General features: G+C 62.7%; 25 protein-coding genes. 15 read left to right on the top strand and 10 right to left on the bottom strand.

What is annotated here, in order from left to right; all coding sequences use genetic code 11:
* Nucleotides 1-163: 163 nt before the first annotated feature.
* The 5 genes from K675_RS0114370 to moaE all read left to right on the top strand — a co-directional run bounded on the left by K675_RS0114370 (nucleotide 164) and on the right by moaE (nucleotide 4,343).
* Entirely contained in the window at nucleotides 164-1,288 is a 1,125-nt protein-coding gene (locus tag K675_RS0114370) for a polysaccharide deacetylase family protein (RefSeq protein WP_017904205.1), read from the top strand.
* A 388-nt stretch (nucleotides 1,289-1,676) separates the two neighbouring features.
* A complete protein-coding gene (locus K675_RS0114365; RefSeq protein WP_017904204.1) occupies nucleotides 1,677-3,071 on the top strand; it encodes a PhoH family protein in 1,395 nt (464 codons plus the stop codon).
* A 105-nt stretch (nucleotides 3,072-3,176) separates the two neighbouring features.
* Complete coding sequence (moaC, locus tag K675_RS0114360; RefSeq protein WP_017904203.1) at nucleotides 3,177-3,650, top strand: cyclic pyranopterin monophosphate synthase MoaC; 474 nt, start codon at nucleotides 3,177-3,179, stop codon at nucleotides 3,648-3,650.
* Nucleotides 3,647-3,892: a MoaD/ThiS family protein gene (locus tag K675_RS0114355; RefSeq protein ID WP_017904202.1), complete on the top strand. Its 246-nt coding sequence runs from the start codon at nucleotides 3,647-3,649 to the stop codon at nucleotides 3,890-3,892. The genes moaC and K675_RS0114355 overlap by 4 nt, the downstream gene beginning before the upstream one ends.
* 1 nt (nucleotide 3,893) lies before the next feature.
* Nucleotides 3,894-4,343, top strand: a complete 450-nt coding sequence (gene moaE / locus K675_RS0114350; RefSeq protein WP_017904201.1) for a molybdopterin synthase catalytic subunit MoaE — start codon at nucleotides 3,894-3,896, stop codon at nucleotides 4,341-4,343.
* Between the two features lie 170 nt (nucleotides 4,344-4,513).
* Here moaE and rhlB read toward each other — a convergent pair whose 3' ends face one another.
* Nucleotides 4,514-5,974 (bottom strand): ATP-dependent RNA helicase RhlB, encoded by a 1,461-nt coding sequence (rhlB, locus tag K675_RS0114345; RefSeq protein WP_017904200.1) that lies wholly within the window; start codon nucleotides 5,972-5,974, stop codon nucleotides 4,514-4,516.
* Nucleotides 5,975-6,055: 81 nt separating this feature from the next.
* The gene (locus tag K675_RS0114340) at nucleotides 6,056-6,712 is read right to left on the bottom strand and encodes an alpha/beta hydrolase (protein WP_017904199.1); all 657 of its coding nucleotides are present in this window, start codon (nucleotides 6,710-6,712) and stop codon (nucleotides 6,056-6,058) included.
* A 477-nt stretch (nucleotides 6,713-7,189) separates the two neighbouring features.
* Between K675_RS0114340 and K675_RS0114335 the strand changes: the two genes are divergently transcribed.
* From K675_RS0114335 to K675_RS0114320, 4 genes are all read left to right on the top strand, one after another.
* Nucleotides 7,190-8,221, top strand: coding sequence for an amino acid ABC transporter substrate-binding protein (locus tag K675_RS0114335; RefSeq protein ID WP_017904198.1), 1,032 nt, complete (start codon nucleotides 7,190-7,192; stop codon nucleotides 8,219-8,221).
* 67 nt (nucleotides 8,222-8,288) lie between these two features.
* Nucleotides 8,289-9,470, top strand: coding sequence for an amino acid ABC transporter permease (locus tag K675_RS0114330; RefSeq protein ID WP_020481056.1), 1,182 nt, complete (start codon nucleotides 8,289-8,291; stop codon nucleotides 9,468-9,470).
* A gap of 10 nt (nucleotides 9,471-9,480) precedes the next feature.
* On the top strand, nucleotides 9,481-10,575 hold the full coding sequence (locus K675_RS0114325) for an amino acid ABC transporter permease (protein ID WP_017904196.1): 1,095 nt from the start codon (nucleotides 9,481-9,483) through the stop codon (nucleotides 10,573-10,575).
* 10 nt (nucleotides 10,576-10,585) lie between these two features.
* Complete coding sequence (locus K675_RS0114320) at nucleotides 10,586-11,350, top strand: amino acid ABC transporter ATP-binding protein (RefSeq protein WP_017904195.1); 765 nt, start codon at nucleotides 10,586-10,588, stop codon at nucleotides 11,348-11,350.
* Between the two features lie 52 nt (nucleotides 11,351-11,402).
* Here the strand turns inward: K675_RS0114320 and K675_RS0114315 are convergent, their stop codons facing one another.
* Nucleotides 11,403-11,867 carry a type II toxin-antitoxin system MqsA family antitoxin gene (locus tag K675_RS0114315; protein WP_017904194.1) on the bottom strand — a complete coding sequence of 155 codons (465 nt, stop codon included), beginning with the start codon at nucleotides 11,865-11,867 and terminating at the stop codon, nucleotides 11,403-11,405.
* Nucleotides 11,864-12,175, bottom strand: a complete 312-nt coding sequence (locus K675_RS0114310; protein ID WP_017904193.1) for a type II toxin-antitoxin system MqsR family toxin — start codon at nucleotides 12,173-12,175, stop codon at nucleotides 11,864-11,866. The genes K675_RS0114315 and K675_RS0114310 overlap by 4 nt, the downstream gene beginning before the upstream one ends.
* Before the next feature lie 166 nt (nucleotides 12,176-12,341).
* Between K675_RS0114310 and K675_RS0114305 the strand changes: the two genes are divergently transcribed.
* The 5 genes from K675_RS0114305 (at nucleotide 12,342) to K675_RS0114285 (ending at nucleotide 16,314) form a co-directional block, all read left to right on the top strand.
* On the top strand, nucleotides 12,342-13,001 hold the full coding sequence (locus tag K675_RS0114305; protein ID WP_017904192.1) for a FadR/GntR family transcriptional regulator: 660 nt from the start codon (nucleotides 12,342-12,344) through the stop codon (nucleotides 12,999-13,001).
* Entirely contained in the window at nucleotides 12,991-14,304 is a 1,314-nt protein-coding gene (locus K675_RS0114300; RefSeq protein WP_017904191.1) for a CynX/NimT family MFS transporter, read from the top strand. Before K675_RS0114305 ends, K675_RS0114300 begins: the two co-directional genes overlap by 11 nt.
* Nucleotides 14,305-14,405: 101 nt before the next feature.
* Nucleotides 14,406-14,876: a nuclear transport factor 2 family protein gene (locus K675_RS0114295; protein ID WP_017904190.1), complete on the top strand. Its 471-nt coding sequence runs from the start codon at nucleotides 14,406-14,408 to the stop codon at nucleotides 14,874-14,876.
* A gap of 46 nt (nucleotides 14,877-14,922) precedes the next feature.
* Nucleotides 14,923-15,252: a GIY-YIG nuclease family protein gene (locus K675_RS0114290; protein WP_017904189.1), complete on the top strand. Its 330-nt coding sequence runs from the start codon at nucleotides 14,923-14,925 to the stop codon at nucleotides 15,250-15,252.
* 126 nt (nucleotides 15,253-15,378) lie between these two features.
* Nucleotides 15,379-16,314: a glutathione S-transferase family protein gene (locus K675_RS0114285; RefSeq protein ID WP_017904188.1), complete on the top strand. Its 936-nt coding sequence runs from the start codon at nucleotides 15,379-15,381 to the stop codon at nucleotides 16,312-16,314.
* 180 nt (nucleotides 16,315-16,494) lie between these two features.
* Here K675_RS0114285 and K675_RS0114280 read toward each other — a convergent pair whose 3' ends face one another.
* Both K675_RS0114280 and yejK read right to left on the bottom strand, forming a co-directional pair.
* The gene (locus K675_RS0114280; protein WP_017904187.1) at nucleotides 16,495-16,845 is read right to left on the bottom strand and encodes a glutaredoxin family protein; all 351 of its coding nucleotides are present in this window, start codon (nucleotides 16,843-16,845) and stop codon (nucleotides 16,495-16,497) included.
* A 3-nt stretch (nucleotides 16,846-16,848) separates the two neighbouring features.
* Nucleotides 16,849-17,856, bottom strand: coding sequence for a nucleoid-associated protein YejK (gene yejK / locus K675_RS0114275; RefSeq protein WP_017904186.1), 1,008 nt, complete (start codon nucleotides 17,854-17,856; stop codon nucleotides 16,849-16,851).
* 400 nt (nucleotides 17,857-18,256) lie between these two features.
* Here yejK and K675_RS0114270 point away from each other — a divergent pair, with 400 nt between their 5' ends.
* On the top strand, nucleotides 18,257-18,538 hold the full coding sequence (locus K675_RS0114270) for an HU family DNA-binding protein (protein ID WP_010445708.1): 282 nt from the start codon (nucleotides 18,257-18,259) through the stop codon (nucleotides 18,536-18,538).
* A 74-nt stretch (nucleotides 18,539-18,612) separates the two neighbouring features.
* Here K675_RS0114270 and rlmF read toward each other — a convergent pair whose 3' ends face one another.
* From rlmF to K675_RS30800, 4 genes are all read right to left on the bottom strand, one after another.
* The gene (gene rlmF, locus K675_RS0114265; protein ID WP_017904185.1) at nucleotides 18,613-19,653 is read right to left on the bottom strand and encodes a 23S rRNA (adenine(1618)-N(6))-methyltransferase RlmF; all 1,041 of its coding nucleotides are present in this window, start codon (nucleotides 19,651-19,653) and stop codon (nucleotides 18,613-18,615) included.
* Nucleotides 19,654-19,710: 57 nt separating this feature from the next.
* On the bottom strand, nucleotides 19,711-20,532 hold the full coding sequence (locus K675_RS0114260) for a peptidoglycan DD-metalloendopeptidase family protein (protein ID WP_017904184.1): 822 nt from the start codon (nucleotides 20,530-20,532) through the stop codon (nucleotides 19,711-19,713).
* Between the two features lie 17 nt (nucleotides 20,533-20,549).
* Complete coding sequence (gene xseA / locus K675_RS0114255) at nucleotides 20,550-21,929, bottom strand: exodeoxyribonuclease VII large subunit (protein ID WP_026145192.1); 1,380 nt, start codon at nucleotides 21,927-21,929, stop codon at nucleotides 20,550-20,552.
* 336 nt (nucleotides 21,930-22,265) lie between these two features.
* Nucleotides 22,266-22,686: LysR family substrate-binding domain-containing protein (locus K675_RS30800; RefSeq protein ID WP_017904182.1), on the bottom strand; the 421-nt coding region annotated here is incomplete at its 5' end.

The following is a 22,686-nucleotide window of genomic DNA, read 5'->3' as shown; positions in this document are numbered from 1 at the left end:
CCCCAGCCGTAAACCGGCCCCGGCAGTGTTCCTGATAGACCCGATTCTCAGGTTTCAGGGTCGCTTTGCGACCCAGCGCGGGCGAGCCCGCTCGCCACCGGGGCGGTTCAGGCTCCCGGATCGGCTATAGTGCGCGCGGGTTCCTTTTACGGAGACATCCCCTTTGCGTTTTCTTCTTTTATGCTCGGCGCTGCTGGTCTGCCTGGGCGTCACGGCCGCGCCGAACGATGTCGCGACCCTGGACCGCAGCACCTGGCCCGAGGCTTTGAGCAGCCCGGCGCTGTTCGATGTCGCTTCGCGGGCGGAAATTCTCACCTTCGCCCATGCCCTGCTGGTCAGCGAGATGACCGACGAGCCGGCGCTCAAACAGCGTCTGGGGCTCAGGCAGATCAACATGGCGTCGATCAACCGGGTGCGTGCCCGGCTCTGGTCGCGTCTGCTGCAGAACTACAACTTTGCTCAGCAGAGCTGCGAGCAGGATGCCTCGTTCTGTTATTACGTCGAAGACATGGACAGCCTGCGCGAGCAGGCCGGCAAGTTCCGTGTGCCGGAGGATTCCTTCTACATACGCTGGGCCGAGCCGAGCCGGGCGTTTCACGAGCGTTATCTGGACGAGTTGTTGCGCATGGCCGCGCTGTTTCCCCAGACCAGCAGCGAAATCGCCCTGTTCGGCGAGCCCGAGCGCAACGGCGAGGACTTCCATGATCGGCTGTTCCTGCTGAGCTTCGACGGTGGTCCGGGCCTGGCGGCAGGCAATACCGACGAACTGACCGAGTACCTGCGCCGGCAGAAGATGAACGGCTTGTTCTTCGTCCTGGGCAGTGCCTTGCAGGCACGCGTCGACAAGAGTTCGATCATGACCGTGCGCGATCTCTATAAACAGCAGTGCGTCGGCACCGGAGGCTGGCAGTATCGCTCCCACAGCCACTGGCAGGACTGGCAGGACTCGGTCCAGCGCAGTGACGCGCTGGCGCAGAGCGTGGTGCCGGAAAACTATCTGCCGTTGTTCCGCCCGCCTTACGGGCAGCGCCAGGCGGACAGCGGGGCGTTCTTCAGCAAGCAGGGCCTGCAGGTGGTGTTGTGGGACATCGACTCGGCCGACGGGACCGGCAAGCTCAGCGCCGAACAGTCGGCTCAACGGGTGATGACCCTGATGCTGTTGTGGCGGCGTGGCGTGATCGTGTTTCACGATGCCCAGGACAAGGCCCTCGGTGCATTGCCCTGGTTGCTGCGACAGACGGCCGAGAGCGGCTTGGGCTGGCTCGATTGCAAGGACGCGTTTCGATGAACTTCGGGCCGGCGGCACAAGGCTCGAGGGCCTGATCGCCAGCGAGCCGGCTCCCACGAGAAGCAGCCCATGGGCGTGGGTGTGGGAAATTTCCTAGAGGATTCAGGGCAGGCGGACTTCTGACTTTAACGGGCTCCAGCCGGCTCGCCAAGGGCTATTCGTCACTCTGAAAAATAAACTTCAAAAAGTCGTCAAAGTGCTTTTTCCTGTCACGGGTTTTGCGGTATTACGGAGTCAGACCGCCGAAACCTGCGACACAGGTGGCGTCTGCCAAGACCTCGCCTTGTGCACAGAGCGCCTGCCCCTTCACAGGCCAATTCGGCGGTCACTTCGAGGCGCGACGCCGTCCAGGCATCGCGTCGACTGGCTCCCACAAAGGTGACCGAGTATGGATGATCACGGACGCACTCCTTCTTCCAACCAGCCAATCCTTTACGTGCTCGATACCAACGTACTGATCCATGATCCAAACGCGTTACTGAACTTCGAAGAGCATCACGTCGCCATCCCGATGACGGTCCTGGAGGAACTCGACAAACTCAAGAGCGGCCACCACAGCGTGGCGTCCGAATGCCGCCAGGCGATCCGCCTGATCGACAAGACCCTGGGCGATGCCAGCCCCGAGGATGTCGAGCGGGGCGTGCCCATTCAGCGGGGCAAGAGTGGTCCCAAGGGGTCGCTGTCGATCCTGATGAGCAAGCGCAACGAGCCCAACCTGCTGCTGCCGGAAAACCTCAACGACAACATCATCATCAACCAGTTGGTCGATCTGCACGCGCGCGACAGGGGGCGTCGCCTGGTGCTGGTGACCAAGGACATCAACATGCGCCTCAAGGCGCGTGCCTGCGGGATCTCGGCCGAGGACTACAGCACCGACCAGTTGGTCGATGACGTGGACCTGCTGCCCAAGGGTTTCCACAACGTGCCCGGCTCCTTCTGGGACCGTGTCAGCAAGGTCGAGACCCGCCAGGGCCATGGCCGCACCTGGCACCAGGTGCAGATGACCGACAACCTGCCGGCCGTGCATGTCAATGAGTTCATCATCGACGAGCAGGGTTTCGTCGGCTGGGTGAAGGAGATCGATGCCGACGTGCTGGTGATCCTCGACCTGCATCAGGAACCCCTGCTGCACCAGGAGGCCTGGGGCCTGAAACCGCGCGACATCTATCAGAGCCTGGCGCTGTACGCCTTGCTCGACCCGGACATTCACCTGGTCAACCTGACCGGTGCCGCCGGTTCCGGCAAGACCATCCTGGCCCTGGCGGCCGCCATCGAGCAGACCATGGTCAGCAAGCGCTACCGGCGCATCATCGCCACCCGCAGCGTGCAGGGCCTGGACCAGGAAATCGGCTTCCTGCCCGGCACCGAGGCGGAGAAGATGGAACCCTGGCTGGGGGCGATCACCGACAACCTCGAAGCCTTGCACATGGATGACGAGAGCACCCATGGCAGCGTCGACTACATCCTCAGCAAGGTGCCGTTGCAGTTCAAATCCCTCAACTACATTCGCGGTCGCAGCTTCCAGCAGAGCCTGATCCTGATCGACGAATGCCAGAACCTCACCCCACATCAGATGAAAACCATCATCACCCGTGCCGGCGCCGGTTCGAAAGTGGTGTGCCTGGGTAACCTGGCGCAGATCGATACCCCCTACCTGTCCGCGACCAGTTCCGGGCTGACCTACCTCACCGAACGCTTCAAGGACTTCCCGAACGGCGTGCATATCACCCTGCAGGGCGTGCCGCGTTCGATCCTGGCCGAATACGCCGAGTCCCACCTGTAACCGCAACCCGGGCGGCCCCGCGCCGCCCGGGCCGGTACCCAGATCGGGCGTGCGGAACACTGACCCGCGGGTTTACAATCGACGCTCCTGATCAGGAGTATCGCCGTGCTGACTCATCTCGATTCCCAAGGTCGCGCCAATATGGTCGACGTCACCGACAAGGCCGTCACCTTTCGCGAGGCGCTGGCCGAAGCGCGGGTGCGCATGTTGCCCGAGACCCTGCAAATGATTGTCAGCGGTGGTCATCCGAAAGGGGACGTGTTTGCCGTCGCGCGGATCGCCGGTATCCAGGCGGCGAAGAAAACTTCCGATCTGATCCCGCTTTGCCATCCGCTGATGCTGACCAGCGTCAAGGTCGAGCTGAGCGCCGAAGGCGAGGATGCGGTGCGCATCGTGGCGCGCTGCAAGCTGTCCGGCCAGACCGGCGTGGAGATGGAAGCGCTGACGGCGGCCAGTGTCGCGGCATTGACGATCTATGACATGTGCAAGGCGGTCGATCGTGGCATGACCATCGAGAGCGTGCGGCTGCTCGAAAAGCTCGGCGGCAAGAGTGGCCACTACCAGGCGGATGCCTCATGAAGCTCGATGTGCAGTTTTTTGCCCGTTACCGCGAAGTGCTGGGGGTGGATGCCGAGCAGGTCGAGGGGGATTTTGCCACGGTCGAGCAATTGCGTGGGCACCTGCTGCAACGCGGTGGCGACTGGCAGGTGTTGGCCGAGCAGGGGCTGATGTGCGCGCGCAACCAGGAACTGTGCGCGGTGGGTGAGCCGCTGGCGGACGGTGACGAAGTGGCGTTCTTTCCTACCGTGACCGGAGGCTGAGATGGCGGTTCGTATCCAGGCCGGGGCCTTCGACCCGGGGGCCGAGGTCAATGCGCTGCATGCGGCCAATGTCGGGATCGGCGCGGTGGTCAGCTTTGTCGGCTATGTACGGGATTTCAACGACGGCCGTGAAGTGGCCGGGATGTTTCTCGAACATTATCCGGGCATGACCGAGAAGGCGCTGGGCAAGATCGTCGTCGAGGCCGAGCAGCGTTGGCCGTTGCTGCGGCTGGAGGTGCTGCACCGGATCGGTGCGTTGGAGCCGGGGGAGCCGATCGTATTCGTCGGTGTGGCCAGTGCCCATCGGCAGGCGGCGTTCGATGCCTGCAACTTTGTCATGGATTATCTGAAGACCCGGGCGCCGTTCTGGAAGAAGGAAAACACCGCCGAGGGCCCGCGTTGGGTCGAGGGACGGGCCAGCGACCAGGCGGCGGCCGAGCGCTGGAAGTGATTCTGCTGCCGCTTGATGCTCGGGTGGGGGCTGTTCGCGGATAAACCGGGCAGCCGGATCGCCGGCTCCCACAAGGCACGCGTTGTACACAAAATGTGTGGCTGATGCGATTTTCTGTCGGAGCTGGATTTATCCGCGAACGGGGCCCCACGAAATAGGGCCCTTGCGCATCAGGGCCGTTGACGTACGACCGGCCGCAGCAGTTCGGTCGGCGGCATCTCGCAACTGATCTTGCGACCCAGCAGTTCCTCGATCGATGGCAACTGGTAGGAGTCGTCCTCGCCGGCAAAACTGATGGACACGCCATCGGCGCCGGCACGACCGGTGCGCCCGATGCGGTGCACATAGTCATCCGGCACTTCCGGCAGGGTGAAGTTGATCACGTGGCTGATGCCGTCGATATGAATCCCGCGACCGGCGACATCGGTGGCCACCAGCACGCGGATCTTGCCTTCGCGGAAGCCTTCCAGGGTCTTGATGCGCTTGTGCTGTGGCACGTCGCCGGACAGTTGCGCGGCGTTCACGCCGTCGCGCACCAGGCGTTCCTCGATACGCCGCACCTCGTCCTTGCGGTTGGCGAAGACCATCACCCGTTCCCAGCCGTTGTCGTTGACCAGGTTGTACAGCAGCTTGTACTTGTCGGCGGAGGCCACCGCGTAGATATGCTGCTCGACGTTCTGGTTGGCGACGTTCTGCGATTCGATCTCGACGATCGCCGGGTCCGTGGTCCATTGCCGGGCGAGGTTCATCACGTCGTCGGTGAAGGTCGCGGAGAACAGCAGAGTCTGGCGTTCGCTTTTCGGCGGAGTCTGGCGAATGATCTGGCGCACCTGCGGGATGAAGCCCATATCGAGCATGCGGTCGGCTTCGTCCAGCACCATCACCTCGACCATGTCCAGGTGCACTTCGCCGCGTTGGTTGAAGTCCAGCAGGCGTCCCGGGGTGGCGACGAGAATGTCGCAATGACGGGCTTCGAGTTGCTTGAGCTGCTTGTCGAAGTCCATGCCACCCACGAACTGCATGACGTTGAGGCCGGTGTACTTGGTCAGGTCGGCGGCGTCCTTGGCGATCTGTACCACCAGTTCGCGGGTCGGCGCGATGATCAGGGCCCGGGGCTCGCCCATGTAGCGCTCGGCCGGCGGTGGCGTCTGCAGCAACTGGGTAATGGTCGAGATCAGGAAGGCGGCGGTCTTGCCGGTACCGGTCTGGGCGCGGCCGATCGCATCCTTGCCGGCCAGGGTGTAGCCCAGCACCTGTGCCTGGATCGGCGTGCAATAGGGAAAGCCCAGGTCGTGGATGGCGTGCATCAGTTCCGGCGCCAGCTTGAAGTCGTGGAAGCGGGTCTTGCCTTCCTGGGGTTCGACGACGAAGTCCTCGAGTTTCCACGGTGCGGGTTTCGGCTTGGGCGCCCGTTCGCGGCGTGGTTGGGTGGCCTTGGGCTTCTCGGCGCGGGGCTGGCCGGCGGGCTCCGGTGCGGCGGCCGGCTGGGCTTTCGGTTTTGCCGCGGGTTCGGCACGTTCCGACGACTGGCCGGTGATGCGGTTTTCCGGGCTGGGGGTCGGGATGCCGGTACCTGGTGCGAGCTGCTCAGTCTCGCCTTTACCGAATATTTTTTTGAGTGCTTTGAGCACGGTCGTCTCGTCAATTGGTTAAGGAATGTACGCCGGCCAGTGTAATGCAAGAATCGGGCGCGGCGTAGTGCGTTACGGCGATCAGCGCAAACGATCGGCCAGCCAGGTGGCGATGTCGTTGATTTCCTCCGGTAACACTTCGTGCCCCATTGGGTACTCTTGCCATGTCACGGTGACATCATTGCGCTTCAGGTGCTCGTAGGCGGTACGACCCATGGCGTTCTGTACCACTTCGTCGTAATGGCCGTGCAGGCAATACACCGGAATCCGCTGCTGGCTGGCCGAAAGCTGCAGTTCGTCATTGAAGGTCGGGGCGTAGGTCGACAGGGCCAGCACGCCCCCCAGGGCGCCCTGCCACCGCAGGAAAGCGGTGTGCAGTACCACCGCGCCGCCCTGGGAGAAGCCGGCGAGGAAGATCCTCGTCGGGTCGATGCCCTCGGCCCGCTGGGCCTCGATCAATGCGATCACGCTGTCGGCGGAGGCTTCGAGCTCTTCGTGGCTGATGGAGCGCGCCGGACTCATGGCGAGGATGTCGTACCAACTGGGCATGGCGTAGCCGCCATTGATCGTCACGGCGCGGGTTGGAGCCTGGGGCAGCACGAAGCGGGTGCTCGGCAGGCGCTCCTGCAGGGCCTCGGCGACGGGCAGGAAATCGTAGCGATCGGCGCCCAGGCCGTGAAGCCAGATGACACAGGCATCGGCGGTCTTGGCCGGGTGGATGATCAGAGGGGCGGTCATATCTGCTCCATTTGCTCCATTAATGTGCGTTCGCTCCGATTGAGTGCGTGATTGCAGTGCACGGAGGGCTTATCTGTTAAAAATATGTCGCAACTTTGAAAGTTTTCTTGTTGACCTTGGGCTGAATCGCTTTACCCACCACTGTGGTACGGGCTTTGCTATGGGAGATCCGAGTGTGTGCTTTCCCCCGCTGGCGGTAACACTAACAGGCTAGCGTCAGCAGTGGGATAGCACGAATCCGGCTAACGGATTCAGATTGATGTTCGCCACCGGCCGGGAAGGCTCCGCGAACACAGGGCGCAAGCCGTTCGGCCGATTGGCGGGCAATGAGTGCTCCCCGGGGATGTCCCCCAACTAGACTCATGGCTCAAAGTCTTTGTCGCTGACCCAAAAATAAGCCAACCCGGGTCAACTAACGCCTCATAAGGGTGCGACAAGGCTCTAGCTCCGACACAACAAGAGCAACTGGAGGTTTGAATGAAGATGTTGAAATCCACCCTGGCAGTCGTGACTGCTGCTGTTGTCCTGGGTGTCAGTGGTTTTGCACAAGCGGGTGCCACCCTCGACGCCGTACAGAAGAAGGGTTTTATCCAGTGCGGTGTGAGTGATGGCCTGCCAGGTTTCTCGGTACCTGATGCCAGCGGCAAGATCATCGGTATCGACGCCGACGTCTGCCGTGCCGTTGCCGCCGCCGTGTTCGGCGATGCGACCAAGGTCAAGTTCAGCCAGCTGAACGCCAAGGAGCGCTTCACCGCGCTGCAGTCCGGCGAGATCGACATCCTCTCGCGCAACACCACCATGACCAGTTCCCGTGACGCGGGCATGGGCCTGAAATTCCCTGGCTTCATCACCTACTACGATGGCGTGGGCTTCCTGGCCAACAACAAGCTGGGCGTGAAGAGTGCCAAGGAACTGGATGGCGCGACCATCTGCATCCAGGCCGGTACCACCACCGAGCTGAACGTTTCCGACTACTTCCGCGCCAACGGCCTGAAGTACACCCCGATCACCTTCGACACCTCCGATGAAAGCGCCAAGTCGCTGGAGTCCGGTCGTTGCGACGTACTGACCTCGGACAAGTCCCAGCTGTTCGCCCAGCGCAGCAAGCTGGCCTCGCCGAAGGACTACGTGGTTCTGCCGGAAACCATTTCCAAAGAGCCTCTGGGCCCGGTCGTGCGTAACGGTGACGACGAGTGGCTGGCCATCGTGCGCTGGGTCGGCTACGCGCTGCTCAACGCCGAGGAGGCCGGTATCACCTCGAAAAACGTCGAGGCTGAAGCCAAGTCGACCAAGAACCCTGACGTAGCCCGCCTGCTGGGCGCCGACGGTGAATACGGCAAGGACCTCAAGCTGCGCAAGGATTGGGTTGTGCAGATCGTCAAGCAGGTCGGTAACTACGGTGAGATCTTCGAGAAGAACCTCGGCAAGAGCACTCCGCTGGAAATCGACCGTGGCCTGAACGCCCTGTGGAATAACGGCGGTATTCAATACGCACCTCCTGTGCGCTGATTGATCTGTCGCCCGGCGGGCCACCCGCCGGGCGATCTTCCCTGTTCCGTTTTTTCTGGGGCACTTCATGCAAAATCAAGTCGGCGCACCAAAGCAGAGGCTCAGCCTCAGCGATCCGCGAGTGCGTGCGTGGTTATTCCAGATCATCACGGTTGTCGCGGTGATCGCCTTGGGCTGGTACCTGTTCCACAACACCCAGACCAACCTGCAACACCGGGGCATCACCTCGGGCTTCGGTTTTCTCGAGCGCAGCGCCGGTTTCGGTATCGCTCAGCACCTGATCGACTACACCGAATCCGACAGTTATGCACGTGTCTTCGTCATCGGTCTGCTCAACACCCTGCTGGTGACCTTCATCGGTGTGATCCTGGCGACCATCCTGGGCTTCATCATCGGGGTTGCACGGCTGTCGTCGAACTGGATCATCAACAAGCTGGCAACCGTCTATGTCGAGGTGTTTCGCAACATCCCGCCATTGCTGCAGATCCTGTTCTGGTACTTCGCGGTTTTCCTGACCATGCCGGGGCCGCGCAACAGCCATAACATCGCTGATACCTTCTTTATCAGCAGCCGCGGCCTGAACATGCCGGCAGCCATCGCCGCGCCAGGTTTCTGGCCGTTCGTGGCCAGCCTGGTACTGGCCATCGTCGCGATCGTCTTCATGACCCGCTGGGCCAACCGGCGCTTCGAAGAAACCGGCGAGCCGTTCCACAAGTTCTGGGCCGCACTGGGGCTGTTCATCGTGATCCCGTTGCTCTGCACGCTGGTCTTCGGCGCGCCGGTGCACTGGGAAATGCCCAAGCTGCAAGGCTTCAACTTCGTTGGTGGCTGGGTATTGATCCCTGAGCTGCTGGCGCTGACCCTGGCCCTGACGGTGTACACCGCGGCGTTCATCGCCGAAATCGTCCGCTCGGGCATCCGTTCGGTCAGCCATGGCCAGACCGAAGCGGCGCGTTCCCTTGGGCTGCGCAACGGTCCGACCCTGCGCAAGGTGATCATCCCACAGGCCCTGCGCGTGATCATTCCACCGCTGACCAGCCAATACCTGAACCTGGCGAAGAACTCGTCCCTGGCGGCCGGTATCGGTTATCCGGAAATGGTTTCGCTGTTCGCCGGCACGGTGCTCAACCAGACCGGGCAGGCCATCGAAGTCATTGCCATCACCATGAGCGTGTACCTGGCGATCAGTATCAGCATTTCCCTGCTGATGAACTGGTACAACAAGCGCATCGCGCTGATCGAACGGTGAGGAAAGGCCCATGAGTTCGCATACCTTCAAACCTGACATGCCACCACCGAGCAGCAGCATCGGCGTGGTCGCATGGATTCGGGCCAACATGTTCTCCAGCTGGATCAACACGCTGCTGACCCTGTTCGCCTTCTACCTGATCTACCTGGTGGTACCACCGATCCTGCACTGGGCGATCCTGGATGCCAACTGGGTCGGCACCACCCGTGCCGACTGCACCAAGAGCGGTGCCTGCTGGGTGTTCATCCAGCAGCGTTTCGGCCAGTTCATGTACGGCTACTACCCGCAGGAACTGCGCTGGCGCATCGATTCGACGGTGTGGCTGGCGATCATCGGCGCGGCGCCGCTGTTCATCTCGCGCTTCCCGCGCAAGGCGATCTACGGTCTGTGCTTCCTGGTGGTATTCCCGATCGTCGCCTTCATCCTGCTGCACGGCGGCTTCGGCCTGGAAACCGTGGCGACCAGCCAGTGGGGCGGCCTGATGCTGACCCTGGTGATCGCCACCGTCGGTATCGCCGGTGCGCTGCCGCTGGGCATCCTGCTGGCACTGGGACGGCGTTCCAACCTGCCAGCAATTCGTGTGGTCTGCGTGACCTTCATCGAGTTCTGGCGCGGCGTGCCGCTGATCACCGTGCTGTTCATGTCCTCGGTGATGCTGCCGTTGTTCCTGCCCGAGGGCATGAACTTCGACAAGCTGCTGCGGGCGCTGATCGGGGTGATCATGTTTCAGTCGGCCTATGTCGCCGAAGTGGTGCGTGGCGGCCTGCAGGCCATTCCGAAAGGGCAGTACGAGGCCGCGGCCGCGATGGGCCTGGGCTACTGGCGCAGCATGGGCCTGGTAATCCTGCCGCAAGCCCTGAAGCTGGTCATTCCCGGCATCGTCAACACGCTGATCGCACTGTTCAAGGATACGAGCCTGGTGATCATCATCGGCCTGTTCGACCTGCTCAACAGCGTCAAGCAGGCTGCCGCCGACCCGAAATGGTTGGGCATGGCTACCGAGGGCTACGTGTTCGCCGCCCTGGTGTTCTGGATTTTCTGTTTTGGTATGTCCCGCTACTCCATGCATCTGGAGCGCAAGCTGGACACAGGCCACAAGCGTTAGGAGTCAAGTGATGAGCGAAGCGATCAAACAGCCTGTGGGTCCTGAAGGCATTATTCAGATGCAGGGCGTGAACAAGTGGTACGGGCAGTTTCACGTACTCAAGGACATCAACCTGAACGTCCGCCAGGGCGAGCGTATCGTGCTCTGCGGTCCGTCCGGTTCGGGCAAGTCGACCACCATCCGCTGCCTCAATCGTCTGGAAGAGCACCAGCAGGGCCGCATCGTGGTCGATGGCGTGGAACTGACCAACGACCTCAAGCAGATCGAAGCGATCCGCCGTGAAGTCGGCATGGTGTTCCAGCACTTCAACCTGTTCCCGCACCTGACCATTCTGCAGAACTGCACCCTGGCGCCGATGTGGGTACGCAAGATGCCCAAGCGCAAGGCGGAAGAAATTGCCATGCACTACCTGGAGCGCGTGCGTATCCCGGACCAGGCGCACAAGTTCCCCGGGCAGCTCTCCGGCGGCCAGCAGCAGCGCGTGGCGATTGCCCGCGCGCTGTGCATGAAACCGAAGATCATGCTGTTCGACGAGCCGACCTCGGCACTCGACCCGGAAATGGTGAAAGAAGTACTGGACACCATGATCGGCCTGGCCGAAGACGGTATGACCATGCTCTGCGTGACCCACGAAATGGGCTTTGCCCGCACCGTGGCCAACCGCGTGATCTTCATGGACAAGGGCGAGATCGTCGAGCAGGCGGCACCGAACGACTTCTTCGACAACCCGCAAAACGATCGGACCAGGACGTTCCTCAGCCAGATCCTGCATTGATCGGCTGGCGCTGAATGAAGAACCCGGACCTGGTCCGGGTTTTTTATGCGGATCAGATTGACACTCTGGCGTCTGCTACTCCATGCGCAGGGCTGCTGTCCGCGTTGATGTCTTTTATGTCCTCGATCAGTTCGGGGTATCGGTCCAGCAGATGCATCAATACGAACAGCGGCTTTGGCGGCTCGACTTCGGCTCTTTCATAGCGGGAAAACGCGTTGTGCCCGCCGCCCGAAAGCAACTCGACTGCCGCGCGCTGGGTGAAATGCAGCTTGCGCCGGATGCGTCGCATCTCGGTAGCGACCTGGTGCCTGTGCTCAAGGACCAGTTGATCGCTCGCATCCGAGTACCTCTGGGCGCTTTCAGGGGCCAGTTCGATTTCCGCACACGCCGTACATTCCCAGCCGCAAAGCCCGGACACGGTTTGTTTCAGTGCCTTGAAGTCGACCTCGAAATCCCGGCTTTCAAAGTGCTGCATGCTATTGCTTGCGCCGCAGCTGACGCAGTCTTGTCGCTTCATGTTTCTTTCTCCTTGAAGGAGATGACGGGCGGACCGCCAGCCGGTCGGTAGCTCACCTTTATGTAGATCAGTCCGCCTGCGTACGGAAAGTGGTAAACGTCTTGCCAGATGCGGTGGTTGGCATGGGTTGTCATCGATTTATAAAGCATCCTCCTTTCCAGTGATCTGATGACCATCAGCATCTCCATGAGGGTAAGGCCCATCCTTCTGGCGCCCTCTCGGGCACTGAGGGTGAATGCGGCGGGCCCCAGCCTGATCACATCGGCCTGGATGACCGACAGATCGTAATGAGGTGTTTTCTTTTCCATAAGACACCCTTGCCATAGTAAGCCTGAAAATTACCCTTTGAGGGTTTTTTCTGGATAGACGGCGGCGTCTCTGAAATTCGTGGGAATGCTTGCTTCTTGAGCTTTCGTAGCCTTCTGGGATAGGCTAATGAAAATTCATCCTATGATTGGATGTTAAGGCGAGAACATGCCCCCCAGTATTCCCCTGATCAAGCGCTCCCTGGTCGACCAGGCCCTGGAGCAACTGCGCGAACGCATCACCCGTGGTACCTGGGCGGTGGGCGAGCGCCTGCCGACCGAGCCGGAGCTGGCTGCCGAGCTGGGCATCAGCCGCAATACCATGCGCGAGGCGATGCGCGTGCTGGCGTTTTCCGGGTTGATCGAGATTCGCCAGGGCGATGGCAGTTACCTGCGGGCCACCACTGACCCGCTGGCGACCATGCAGGCGCTGTCGCGCTGTTCCCTCGATCAGGCGCGCGAGACGCGGCACAGTTTTGAAGTCGAGGCCATCGGCCTGGCGGCGCTGCGCCGCACCGACGAAGACCTCAAGGGGTTGCGCGAGGCCCTGGCGGCCAGCCGCAACCACTATCACGGTGACCTCGACTGCTTCATCTCCTGCGACCTGGTGTTTCATCAGCGGCTGATCGATGCCGCGCACAACCCCATGCTCAGCGAGTTGTATCGCTATTTCTCCAGCGTGATCGCCGGTGCGTTGCGCCAGACCCTCGACATCACGCCTCGCCGCCAGTCGGTGTTCGATCTGCACGTCGCGCTGCTTGAGGCGGTTGAGCAGCGCGACCCGGAGCGCGCCAAGGCCCTGTGCAGGACCCTGATCAATGAACCTTGAATCCGAGACCACCATGCCCCGTTCCATTCCCGAGACCGGCGCCTCGACGCAGCCCCGGCCCAGTGAACTCGACCCACTGCTGATCGATGCCGAAGCCGATGACGCCATCGTCCAGCAGGCTCACCCGGTCCTGCGCCGGCCCTGGCTGTTGCTGCTGGGGCTGGTGCTGGTGGCGCTGAACCTGCGCCCGGCGCTGTCGAGCATGGCGCCGATGCTCAGCGAGGTATCCCGCAGTCTCGGCCTGTCGGCGGCCAAGGCCGGCCTGCTGACGACGCTGCCGGTGCTGTGCCTGGGGTTGTTCGCGCCCCTGGCACCGCTGCTGGCCCGGCGTTTGGGCAGCGAGCGGGTGGTGCTGGGCATTCTCCTGACCCTCGCCGGCGGCATGGTCCTGCGCAGTTCCCTGGGCGAGTTCGGCCTGTTCGCCGGCAGCATCCTGGCCGGTGCCAGCATCGGCGTGATCGGCGTGCTGCTGCCGGGAATCGTCAAGCGCGACTTTGCCAGGCACGCCGGGACCATGACCGGGGTCTACACCATGGCCCTGTGCCTGGGGGCGGCCATGGCGGCCGGTACGACCGTGCCGTTGAGCCAGCACTTCGGTAACAGTTGGTCGCTGGGGCTGGGGTTCTGGGTGGTGCCGGCGCTGGTGGCGGCCCTGGTGTGGCTGCCACAGGTAGGCAGCCGGCAGGGTGCGCACCAGGCGGCCTATCGGGTGCGTGGCCTGCTGCGCGACCCGCTGGCCTGGCAGGTGACCCTGTACATGGGGCTGCAATCGTCGCTGGCCTACATCGTATTCGGCTGGCTGCCTTCGGTGCTGATCGGTCGTGGCCTGACCCCGACCCAGGCGGGGATCGTGCTGTCCGGTTCGATCCTGGTCCAACTGATCAGCTCGCTGGCTGCACCCTGGCTGGCGACCCGGGGCAAGGACCAGCGGTTGGCGATCCTGGTGGTCATGCTGCTGACCCTGGGCGGCCTGTTCGGTTGTCTGTATGCGCCTCTTGACGGGCTCTGGGGCTGGGCGATCGTCCTCGGGCTGGGGCAGGGCGGAACCTTCAGCCTGGCGCTGACCCTGATCGTGCTGCGTTCGCGCGATGCCCATGTGGCGGCGAACCTGTCGAGCATGGCTCAGGGCATCGGCTACACCCTGGCGTCGATGGGGCCGTTCGCGGTCGGGCTGGTGCATGACCTCACCGGTGGCTGGCAGGCCCTGGGCTGGATCTTCGCGGTGCTCGGCCTGGGCGCCATCGTGGCCGGGTTGGGCGCCGGTCGGGCACTCTACGTGCAGGTCAGCAGCGAAAAACTCTGAATCATCCGGTACTCGCGGTATTCGAATGGCGAATGCCCATAGCCAGCGGTGCATTTGCGGACTATCGTGCAGGCGATTCCCTACCTGCACGGAGCCCATTCATGAGTGATGCCCACAGCGCGTTGATTACCGAGTTCTACAAGGCCTTCCAGCGGCTGGATGCCGAGGCGATGAGTGCCTGCTACACCGAGGATGTGGTGTTCAGCGATCCAGCCTTTGGTGAACTGCGCGGCCGTGATGCCGGCGACATGTGGCGGATGCTCACCACTCGGGCCAAGGATTTTTCCCTGACCTTCGACAATGTCCGCGCCGACGAGCGCAGCGGCGGTGCCCATTGGGTGGCGACCTACCTGTTCAGCCAGACCGGCAACATCGTGGTCAACGATATCCAGGCCCGTTTCGTGTTTCGCGACGGCAAGATCTGCGAGCATCACGACAACTTCGACCTGTGGCGCTGGGCCCGCCAGGCGCTCGGGGCAAAGGGGCTGCTGCTGGGCTGGACGCCGCTGGTGAAGAACGCCGTGCGCGCCCAGGCGCTCAAGGGCCTCAAGGCATTCCAGGCGGGCCGCTGAGGTCTGCTAAGATGGCGTCCCCGTTGCCGTTCAAGCCGTCCGCCACGTGAACACCCACCCGGAACCCGTCGCCCTCGCCGAGCCGCCCCTCCCGGCGGCCAAGTCCTGGTTCGTCTACCTGGTGCGGGCGGCCAACGGCTCGTTGTACTGCGGTATCAGCGATGATCCGCAGCGACGTTTCGCTTCGCACCAGAGTGGCAAGGGGGCGCGCTTCTTTCATTCGAGCCCGGCCGTGGCGTTGGTCTATGTCGAGGCGTGCCGTGACAAGGGCGACGCCCTGCGCCAGGAGCGCCTGATCAAGAAGTTGCGCAAGAGCGCCAAGGAAGCGCTGGCCGCGAGCTTCTGCCTGGAAGCGTTTTCGCTGACGCGGGAATGACCGGGCGCGTACGCGGCCCATCGGGGTATCAGTGTCATCGATGAAGCGACATCAGCCTGCCCGGGTAGGCTCCTGCCGATTTGCAGGCTAAGCTGCGGACTCCTAACCGTACGGCGGGTCCCCAGCATGTCCGAGTTGATTCTTCATCATTACCCCACCTCTCCCTTTGCCGAAAAGGCCCGGCTGCTGCTGGGGTTCAAGGGGCTGTCCTGGCGCTCCGTGACCATCCCGCCGATGATGCCCAAGCCCGATCTGATGGCCTTGACCGGTGGCTATCGCAAGACGCCGGTGTTGCAGGTGGGGGCGGATATCTACTGTGACACCGCGCTGATCGCGCGTCGACTGGAGCAGGAAAAGGCCTCGCCGGCGCTGTTCCCCGAAGGTCGGGAGATGGTGGCGACGACGTTCGCCGCCTGGGCTGATTCGGTACTGTTCCGCCATGCCGTGGCCCTGGTGTTCCAGCCGGAGTCGGCCGCTGTGCGTTTCGCCCGGTTCTCTCCCGAGCAGGCCAAGGCGTTCATGGCCGATCGTGCCGGGTTGTTCAGCGGCGGTTCGGCCACCCGCATTCCGCTGGACGAGGCCCGGCATTCCTGGCCGGGTTTCATGGCCCGGCTGGAGCAGCAACTGCAGCGCGAGGAAGGGGACTTCCTGTTCGGCGAGCCTTCCATCGCCGATTTCTCGCTGGCGCATATTCTCTGGTTCCTCAAGGCCACGCCGGTCACCTCGCCGCTGGTCGACGAGTATCCTGCGGTGCTGGCCTGGTTCTCCCGGGTGATGGGCTTCGGGCATGGCGCTTCGAACGTGATGACGGCCGAGGAGGCGGTGCAGGTGGCGCGCGAGGCGGCCCCGGCGCCGTTGTCTGAGGAGAGCTTCGTCGATCCGAACGGTTTCACTGCGGGGCAGCAGGTGGTGATTGCCGCTACGGACTATGGCGTGGACCCGGTGGCCGGCGAGCTGGTGTTTGCCGGTAGCGAGGAACTGATCCTGCGACGTGAGGATGAGCGGGCGGGAGTGGTGCATGTGCACTTCCCGCGTCTGGGATTTCGTATCGAGGCCCGTTGAGTCGGTTGGCGGTTATTTCCGAACCGGTCAAGGCTTCGCGGATAAATCCTGCTCCCACAGTGATCGTGCCAGACACCTGTCTTGTGTACGCCGTGAGCCCTTGTGGGAGCCGGATTTATCCGCGAAGAGGCCCGCGAGCAGGCTGAAAGTTTCGTGACGGCGCAACGTTGCGCAGAGGGGTCACTTGAGGGCGGCGAGGATGTCGTCCGGCCGGTAGCCTCGAATCAGCGTGCCGTTGACGTCGAGTATCGGAATCCCGCCACCGCCCAGCGCCTGGTAGGCCTTGCGCGCTTCGGCGTCCTTTTCGATATCGAATTCCTTGAACGCAATGCCTTTCTGGTCGAGAAAGCGCCGGGTCGCCTTGCAGTAGCCACACCAGTCGGTGGCGTAGAGCACGACCCGGGCCTGGCTCCGGGCCTGTTCGGAAACGGCCGGGTCGGGCTGGAACACCCGCTCGATCTTGCCCCAGTTCTGGTAGGCCACGACCACCAGCAGGATCAGCAGGAACTTCTTCAGCACGCCACCGAGCATCGATCAGTCCTTGCGACGCTTGAGCTGATCGGTGAGCTGGGTCGGCAGGCCCTTGATGATCAGGGTACCGGCTTCCTCGTCATACTCGATCTTCGAGCCCAGCAGGTGTGCTTCAAAGCTGATGGACAGCCCTTCGGCCCGGCCGGTGAAGCGGCGGAACTGGTTCAGGGTGCGCTTGTCCGCCGGGATTTCCGGGGACAGGCCGTAGTCCTTGTTACGGATATGTTCGTAGAACGCCCGCGGACGGTCTTCATCGATCAGCCCCGAGAGTTCCTCCAGGGCTACCGGCTCGCCGAGTTTCGCCTGGGTGCTGGCGTAGTCGACCAGAGCCTTGGTTTTCTCGCGGGCGTCGTCTTCAGGCAGGTCCTCGCTCTCGACGAAGTCACTGAAGGCCTTGAGCAGGGTGCGGGTCTCGCCTGGGCCGTCGACGCCTTCCTGGCAGCCGATGAAGTCGCGGAAATACTCCGAAACCTTCTTGCCGTTCTTGCCCTTGATGAAGGAAATGTACTGCTTGGACTGTTTGTTGTTCTGCCACTCGGAAATGTTGATCCGCGCGGCCAGGTGCAATTGGCCCAGATCCAGGTGACGCGACGGCATGACGTCCAGCTCGGCGTTCACCGCCACGCCTTCGCTGTGGTGCAGCAGGGCGATGGCCAGGTAGTCGGTCATCCCCTGCTGGTAGTGGGCGAACAGCACGTGGCCACCGGTGGAGAGGTTGGACTCTTCCATCAGCTTCTGCAGGTGTTCGACAGCCACTCGGCTGAAGGCGGTGAAGTCCTTGCCGCCATCGAGGTACTCCTTCAGCCAGCCGCTGAACGGGTAGGCGCCCGATTCGCTGTGGAAAAGCCCCCAGGCCTTGCCTTGCTTGGCATTGTAGCTTTCATTGAGGTCGGCCAGCAGGTGCTCGATGGCCTGGGACTCGCTCAGTTCCGAGTCGCGGGCGTGGAGCACGGCTGGCGTGCCATCGGGTTTCTTGTCGATCAGGTGGACGATGCAATGACGGATCGGCATGGGCTTCTCGGCTGGTGGTCGGGGGGAGAGGCGCGGCTCCCCGGGGTAAAGCTGCCAGTGTACCGTACCGTGGCCTTGACGCAGCGTTTGGCGGAGCAAACTCGATCAATCAGCGGTTTCTGGCAGTTTTTTTTTCGAAAACGAGCGCAAAAGCTGACCAAATGGCTAGGTAGAGGCGGATATTTCCCCGTCTCTGTGCTAGCTTTGCCCCGTCTTGCGCAAGGTAACCGCGCAAAGCGTGTTTTCAGCAGGTGCCAGGTCGAACCAAACCCCGTTTTTGCTATCTACATCCGCGATCCGTCGTGGTTTATCAGCGGGGTGTCAGGTCCACAAGACTTGGCTCGACGGCTGGCACTGCACTCTGCAATCCAAATGAATTTGATAGGGAAGGAACATCTCAATGGCAATTACCAAAGACCAACTGATCGCTGATATCGCCGAAGCTACCGCTCTGCAGAAGACTGAAGTACGCAAGGTTCTGGAGCAGCTGACCGATATCGTTGCCGATCAGCTGGAAAATGGCGGCGAAATCACTCTGCCAGGCGTTGGCAAACTGAAAGTGACCGAGCGTCCTGCCCGTACTGGCCGTAACCCATCGACTGGCGCTGCCATCGAAATCGCTGCCAAGAAAGTGATCAAGCTGGTTGTAGCCAAGGCCCTGACCGACGCTGTCAACAAGTAAGATGCAGTGAAACCGTGCCTTGGAGCGATCCGGGCACGGTTTTTTTTCGCCTGCGCAAAAGTGGGTCGTTCGATTTATACCGGGTTTGCGCCGTTGCCGCGGCTCCAGCGTTGTGCCCGCCAGGCCTGCCGGGCGGCCCTGTCCAGGAAGGTCCAGGCGACGAAGCGACTCTGCTTCTGGCCCTGTGACATTTCGACGACCCGGCTTTCCAGGACACCGGCCTTTTTCAGCGCCGTTTCGATTGCCGGCAGATTCGAAGCCTTCGAGACCAGCGTACTGAACCACAAGACCTGATTGCCCAGAAGTGGGCTTTCACTGATCAGTTGCGTCACGAAGCGCGCTTCCCCGCCTTCGCACCACAGTTCTGCGGCCTGGCCACCAAAGTTCAGCACCGGCAGCTTGCGCTTCGGATCGGCCTTGCCCAAGGCTCGCCATTTACGACGACTGCCGCTCTGGGCCTCGTCGAGGGAAGCGTGAAATGGCGGATTGCACAGGGTCAGGTCGAACTGTTCGTCGTTTTCCAGCAGGCCGGTGAGGATCTGTTTCGGATTACCCTGTTGGCGCAGGCTGATGGCCTTGTTCAAGCCGTTGGATTGGATGATCGCCTTGGCGGCGGCCAGTGCCGTCGGGTTGATGTCGGAACCGAGGAACTGCCAGCGATAGTCGCCATGGCCGATCAAAGGGTAGATGCAGTTGGCCCCGACGCCGATATCCAGTACCCGCACGGCGGCGCCGCGGGGAATCACGCCGTCGTTGTGTTCCGCCAGCAGGTCGGCGAGAAAGTGCACGTAGTCGGCCCGGCCCGGCACGGGTGGGCAGAGGAAGTCCGCCGGAATGTCCCAATGGGCGATGCCGTAGAAGGCCTTGAGCAGCGCCCGGTTGAACACGCGCACGGCTGCCGGGTCGGCGAAGTCGATGCTCTCCTTGCCATAAGGGTTGATGATCACGAACTGGCCAAGTTCGGGGCAGCCCTTGATCAGTTGCGGGAAGTCATAACGCCCCTGATGGCGGTTGCGCGGATGCAGGGCGGCTTTTTCGCGCGGCTGCGTTGCCTTGGCAGGGGCGGCTTTGGCGGGTTTCTTGCGCGGGGGTTTGGGTTTGCTTGGGGCGTTCATGGGCAGGGTCGGTTCAGGTAAGGCTCGATTGACCGACATTGTCCCACATTCGCCCGCTCAGGGCTGGAACGCGCCGATGAAGATCGCCGGATCGACCCGTGCATCGTTCAGGCTGATGTTCCAGTGCATGTGCGGCCCGGTGGCGCGTCCGGTGGAGCCGACCTTGCCGACCACGGCGCCGCGGGCCAGGGTCTGGCCAACCTGCACATCGATCTTCGACAGGTGGCAGAACATGCTGATGAAGCCCTGGCCATGGTCGACGAACACGGTGTTGCCGTTGAAGAAGTAGTTGCCGGTGAGGATCACCTTGCCGGCGGCCGGGGTCTTGATCGGTGTGCCGGCCGGTACTGCGAAGTCCAGCCCGGCATGCGGGTTGCGCTCCTCGCCATTGAAGAAGCGACGTACGCCGAAGCGGCTCGACAGCGGGCCGTTCACCGGTTTGTCCAGCAGCAGGTTGCTCGGTGTGCCGGGGCTGAAGCTGCGGTAGGCGCGCAGTTGTACCGCCAGTTCCTCATCGATGCGCTTGAGATCGGCCGGGTTGGGATTGACCTGGCGGGTGTTCTTCAGCGTGATGTGCTGTTCCGGGTATTTCTTGTGGCCGACGTTGAAGCTCAGGTTGCGGCTGCCTGAGCTGATCTGCTGGCTGCCGGGTTTGACAGTCAGCGGGATACCGACGATGGCCAGCCAGTTGTTCTGTTCCCTGACCACCAGCACCGGCTTGCCCTGGTAGCTGGCCTTGGGGGCCTGGGCCGCCGTGCCGAGGTCGACCACGGCGACGCCGCCGGGCACCGGCTTGTTCAGCAGGCGGGTGATGTAGCTGTCGGCGTGGGCATTGCAGGCCAGGCCCAGGAGCAGCAGGGCGGCAAGAAAACGGGGCATTTTCGAATCCTTGAAAGTCAGTCCAGTAGCGAGAGGGTTACGGGCGTCAGGTGGTTGTCCTCGACCCGTACCTGCAACTCGCCTTCGGCCAGTTTCGCCTTCAGCCGCTGGCCGGGGCGGGTCTGTTCGGCATGGCGAATCGCTTGGCCGCGTTCGTCCAGCAGGATGCTGTAGCCGCGGCCGAGGGTCGCCAATGGGCTGACCACATGCAGGGTTTGCATCTGGCTCTGCAGTTGCAGGCGCCGTGCTTTCAGGCCTTCGCGCATGGCCCGGGGCAGGCGCTCGGCGAGGCTGTCCAGGCGCTGGCGCAGCAGGGCCAGTTGGCGCCCCGGATGTTGGCTGGAGAGGCGGGTCTCCAGGCGCAGCAGTTTCTGTCGGCGATTATCCAGCTGGCGCTCGAAGGCCCGGCGCATACGCATGTCCAGATCATCCAGGCGCTGGGCCTGCTGGCGCAGGCGTTCGCCCGGATGGCGCAGGCGCCGGGCCAGGCCGTCCAGGCGCAGGCGTTCGCGGACCAGTCGGTCACGCATGCGCATCACCAGGCGGCGATGCAGGCTTTCGACCCGGCGCTGCAGGTCACTGGAGTCAGGGGCCAGCAGTTCTGCGGCGGCCGAAGGGGTCGGGGCGCGCACGTCGGCGACGAAGTCGCTGATCGAGACATCGGTTTCATGGCCGATGGCGCTGACGATCGGTGTCACGCAGGCATCCACGGCCCGGGCGACCGCTTCTTCGTTGAAGCACCAGAGGTCTTCCAGCGAACCGCCGCCACGGGCCAGGATCAGCGCGTCGAAGCCCTTGGCGTCGGCAATCTTCAGGGCGCGGACGATCTGCGCAGTGGCTTCGCGGCCTTGGACCGCGGTAGGGATCAGGGTCAGCTCGACCTGTGGGGCCCGCCGACGGAAGACGCTGATGATGTCGCGGATCACCGCGCCGGTCGGCGAACTGACGATGCCGATTCGTTGCGGATGCGCCGGCAGCGGCACCTTGCGTTCGGCGCTGAACAGGCCTTCGGCACCGAGCTTTTCCTTCAGCGCCTCGAACGCCAGGCGCAGGGCGCCATCACCGGCCGGCTCGACGGTGTCGAGAATCAACTGGTAATCGCCACGGCCCTCGAACAGCGAGACCTTGCCGCGCACCTTGACCGCCAGGCCGTCCTTCAAGGCCTGGCGCACGCGGGCGGCATTTTGCCGGAACAGTGCGCAGCGCACCTGGGCGCCGCTGTCCTTGAGGGTGAAGTAGACATGGCCGGAGGCCGGGCGGGCGAGGTTGGATATTTCGCCTTCGACCCAGATACTGCTGAACACGTCCTCCAGCAACACCCGCGCACGGCCGTTGAGCTGGCTGACAGTGAGGACTTCGCGGTCGAGGCCCAGACGGGAAAAGGGATCTTTGATCATGGTGGGCATGATAAAGGCATTTGCCTGCCGACTACCATGTCTCTGGGTGGATATCACCGCTCTTGGACTGTCCCCAAGGGTTGGATGGGTGCCCAGCCTCTTGGGATAGTCCATTTTGTGGGAGCCGGCCGGGCGGCGCTCCGCTTGCTGGCGATAGCGGTGTGTCAGCCAGCGAAAATGCTGGCTGAAAGATTGCTATCGCCAGCAAGCCGGCTCCCACAGTGACCGCGCCTGGCTCGTACCTTGTGGGTGCTCACCGAAGCGTCGGATCGCCGCGAATAGGCCCTCAAGTCTTGCCCCAAACCATAGAATATCCCGCAGGGAAATGTGTGGTCTTCAGGAGTGAAGGAATCCCCGGAAATGCTCGACGAACTGCTCCACCAATGGCGTCGGCTGCTGGCGGCAGGCCAGGGCCAGGGTACTTTGGCAGTCCGGGTCCTTGAGCGGCAGGAAGTGGATGTTGGCCGGGGCGATGTCCTGCATCGATTCCGGCAGCAGGGCAATGCCGAACCCGGCCTGGATCAACTGCAACTGGGTGGTCTTGCGCGACACCACTCGCGCGGCCTTGGGAAAGAAACCCTGGCGCATGCACAGTTCGGCCGAGAGGTAGCTCAGCCCGCCCCGTTGCGGATGGGGAATTGAGATGAAGGCTTCGTCCTGGAGCAAGGCCAGGTCGATGCCCTCGCTCGACCCTGCCAGTGCATGCTCCGGCGGCACCGCCAGCAGCAGGCGTTCACTGAACAGCGGCAGGATCTGC

The sequence above is a fragment of the Pseudomonas fuscovaginae SE-1 genome (assembly GCF_000364705.1).
Classification (GTDB): Bacteria; Pseudomonadota; Gammaproteobacteria; order Pseudomonadales; family Pseudomonadaceae; genus Aquipseudomonas; species Aquipseudomonas fuscovaginae_A.
The sequence above is the reverse complement of the archived record's forward strand: the minus strand, read 5'-3'. Positions and strand labels throughout refer to the sequence as shown.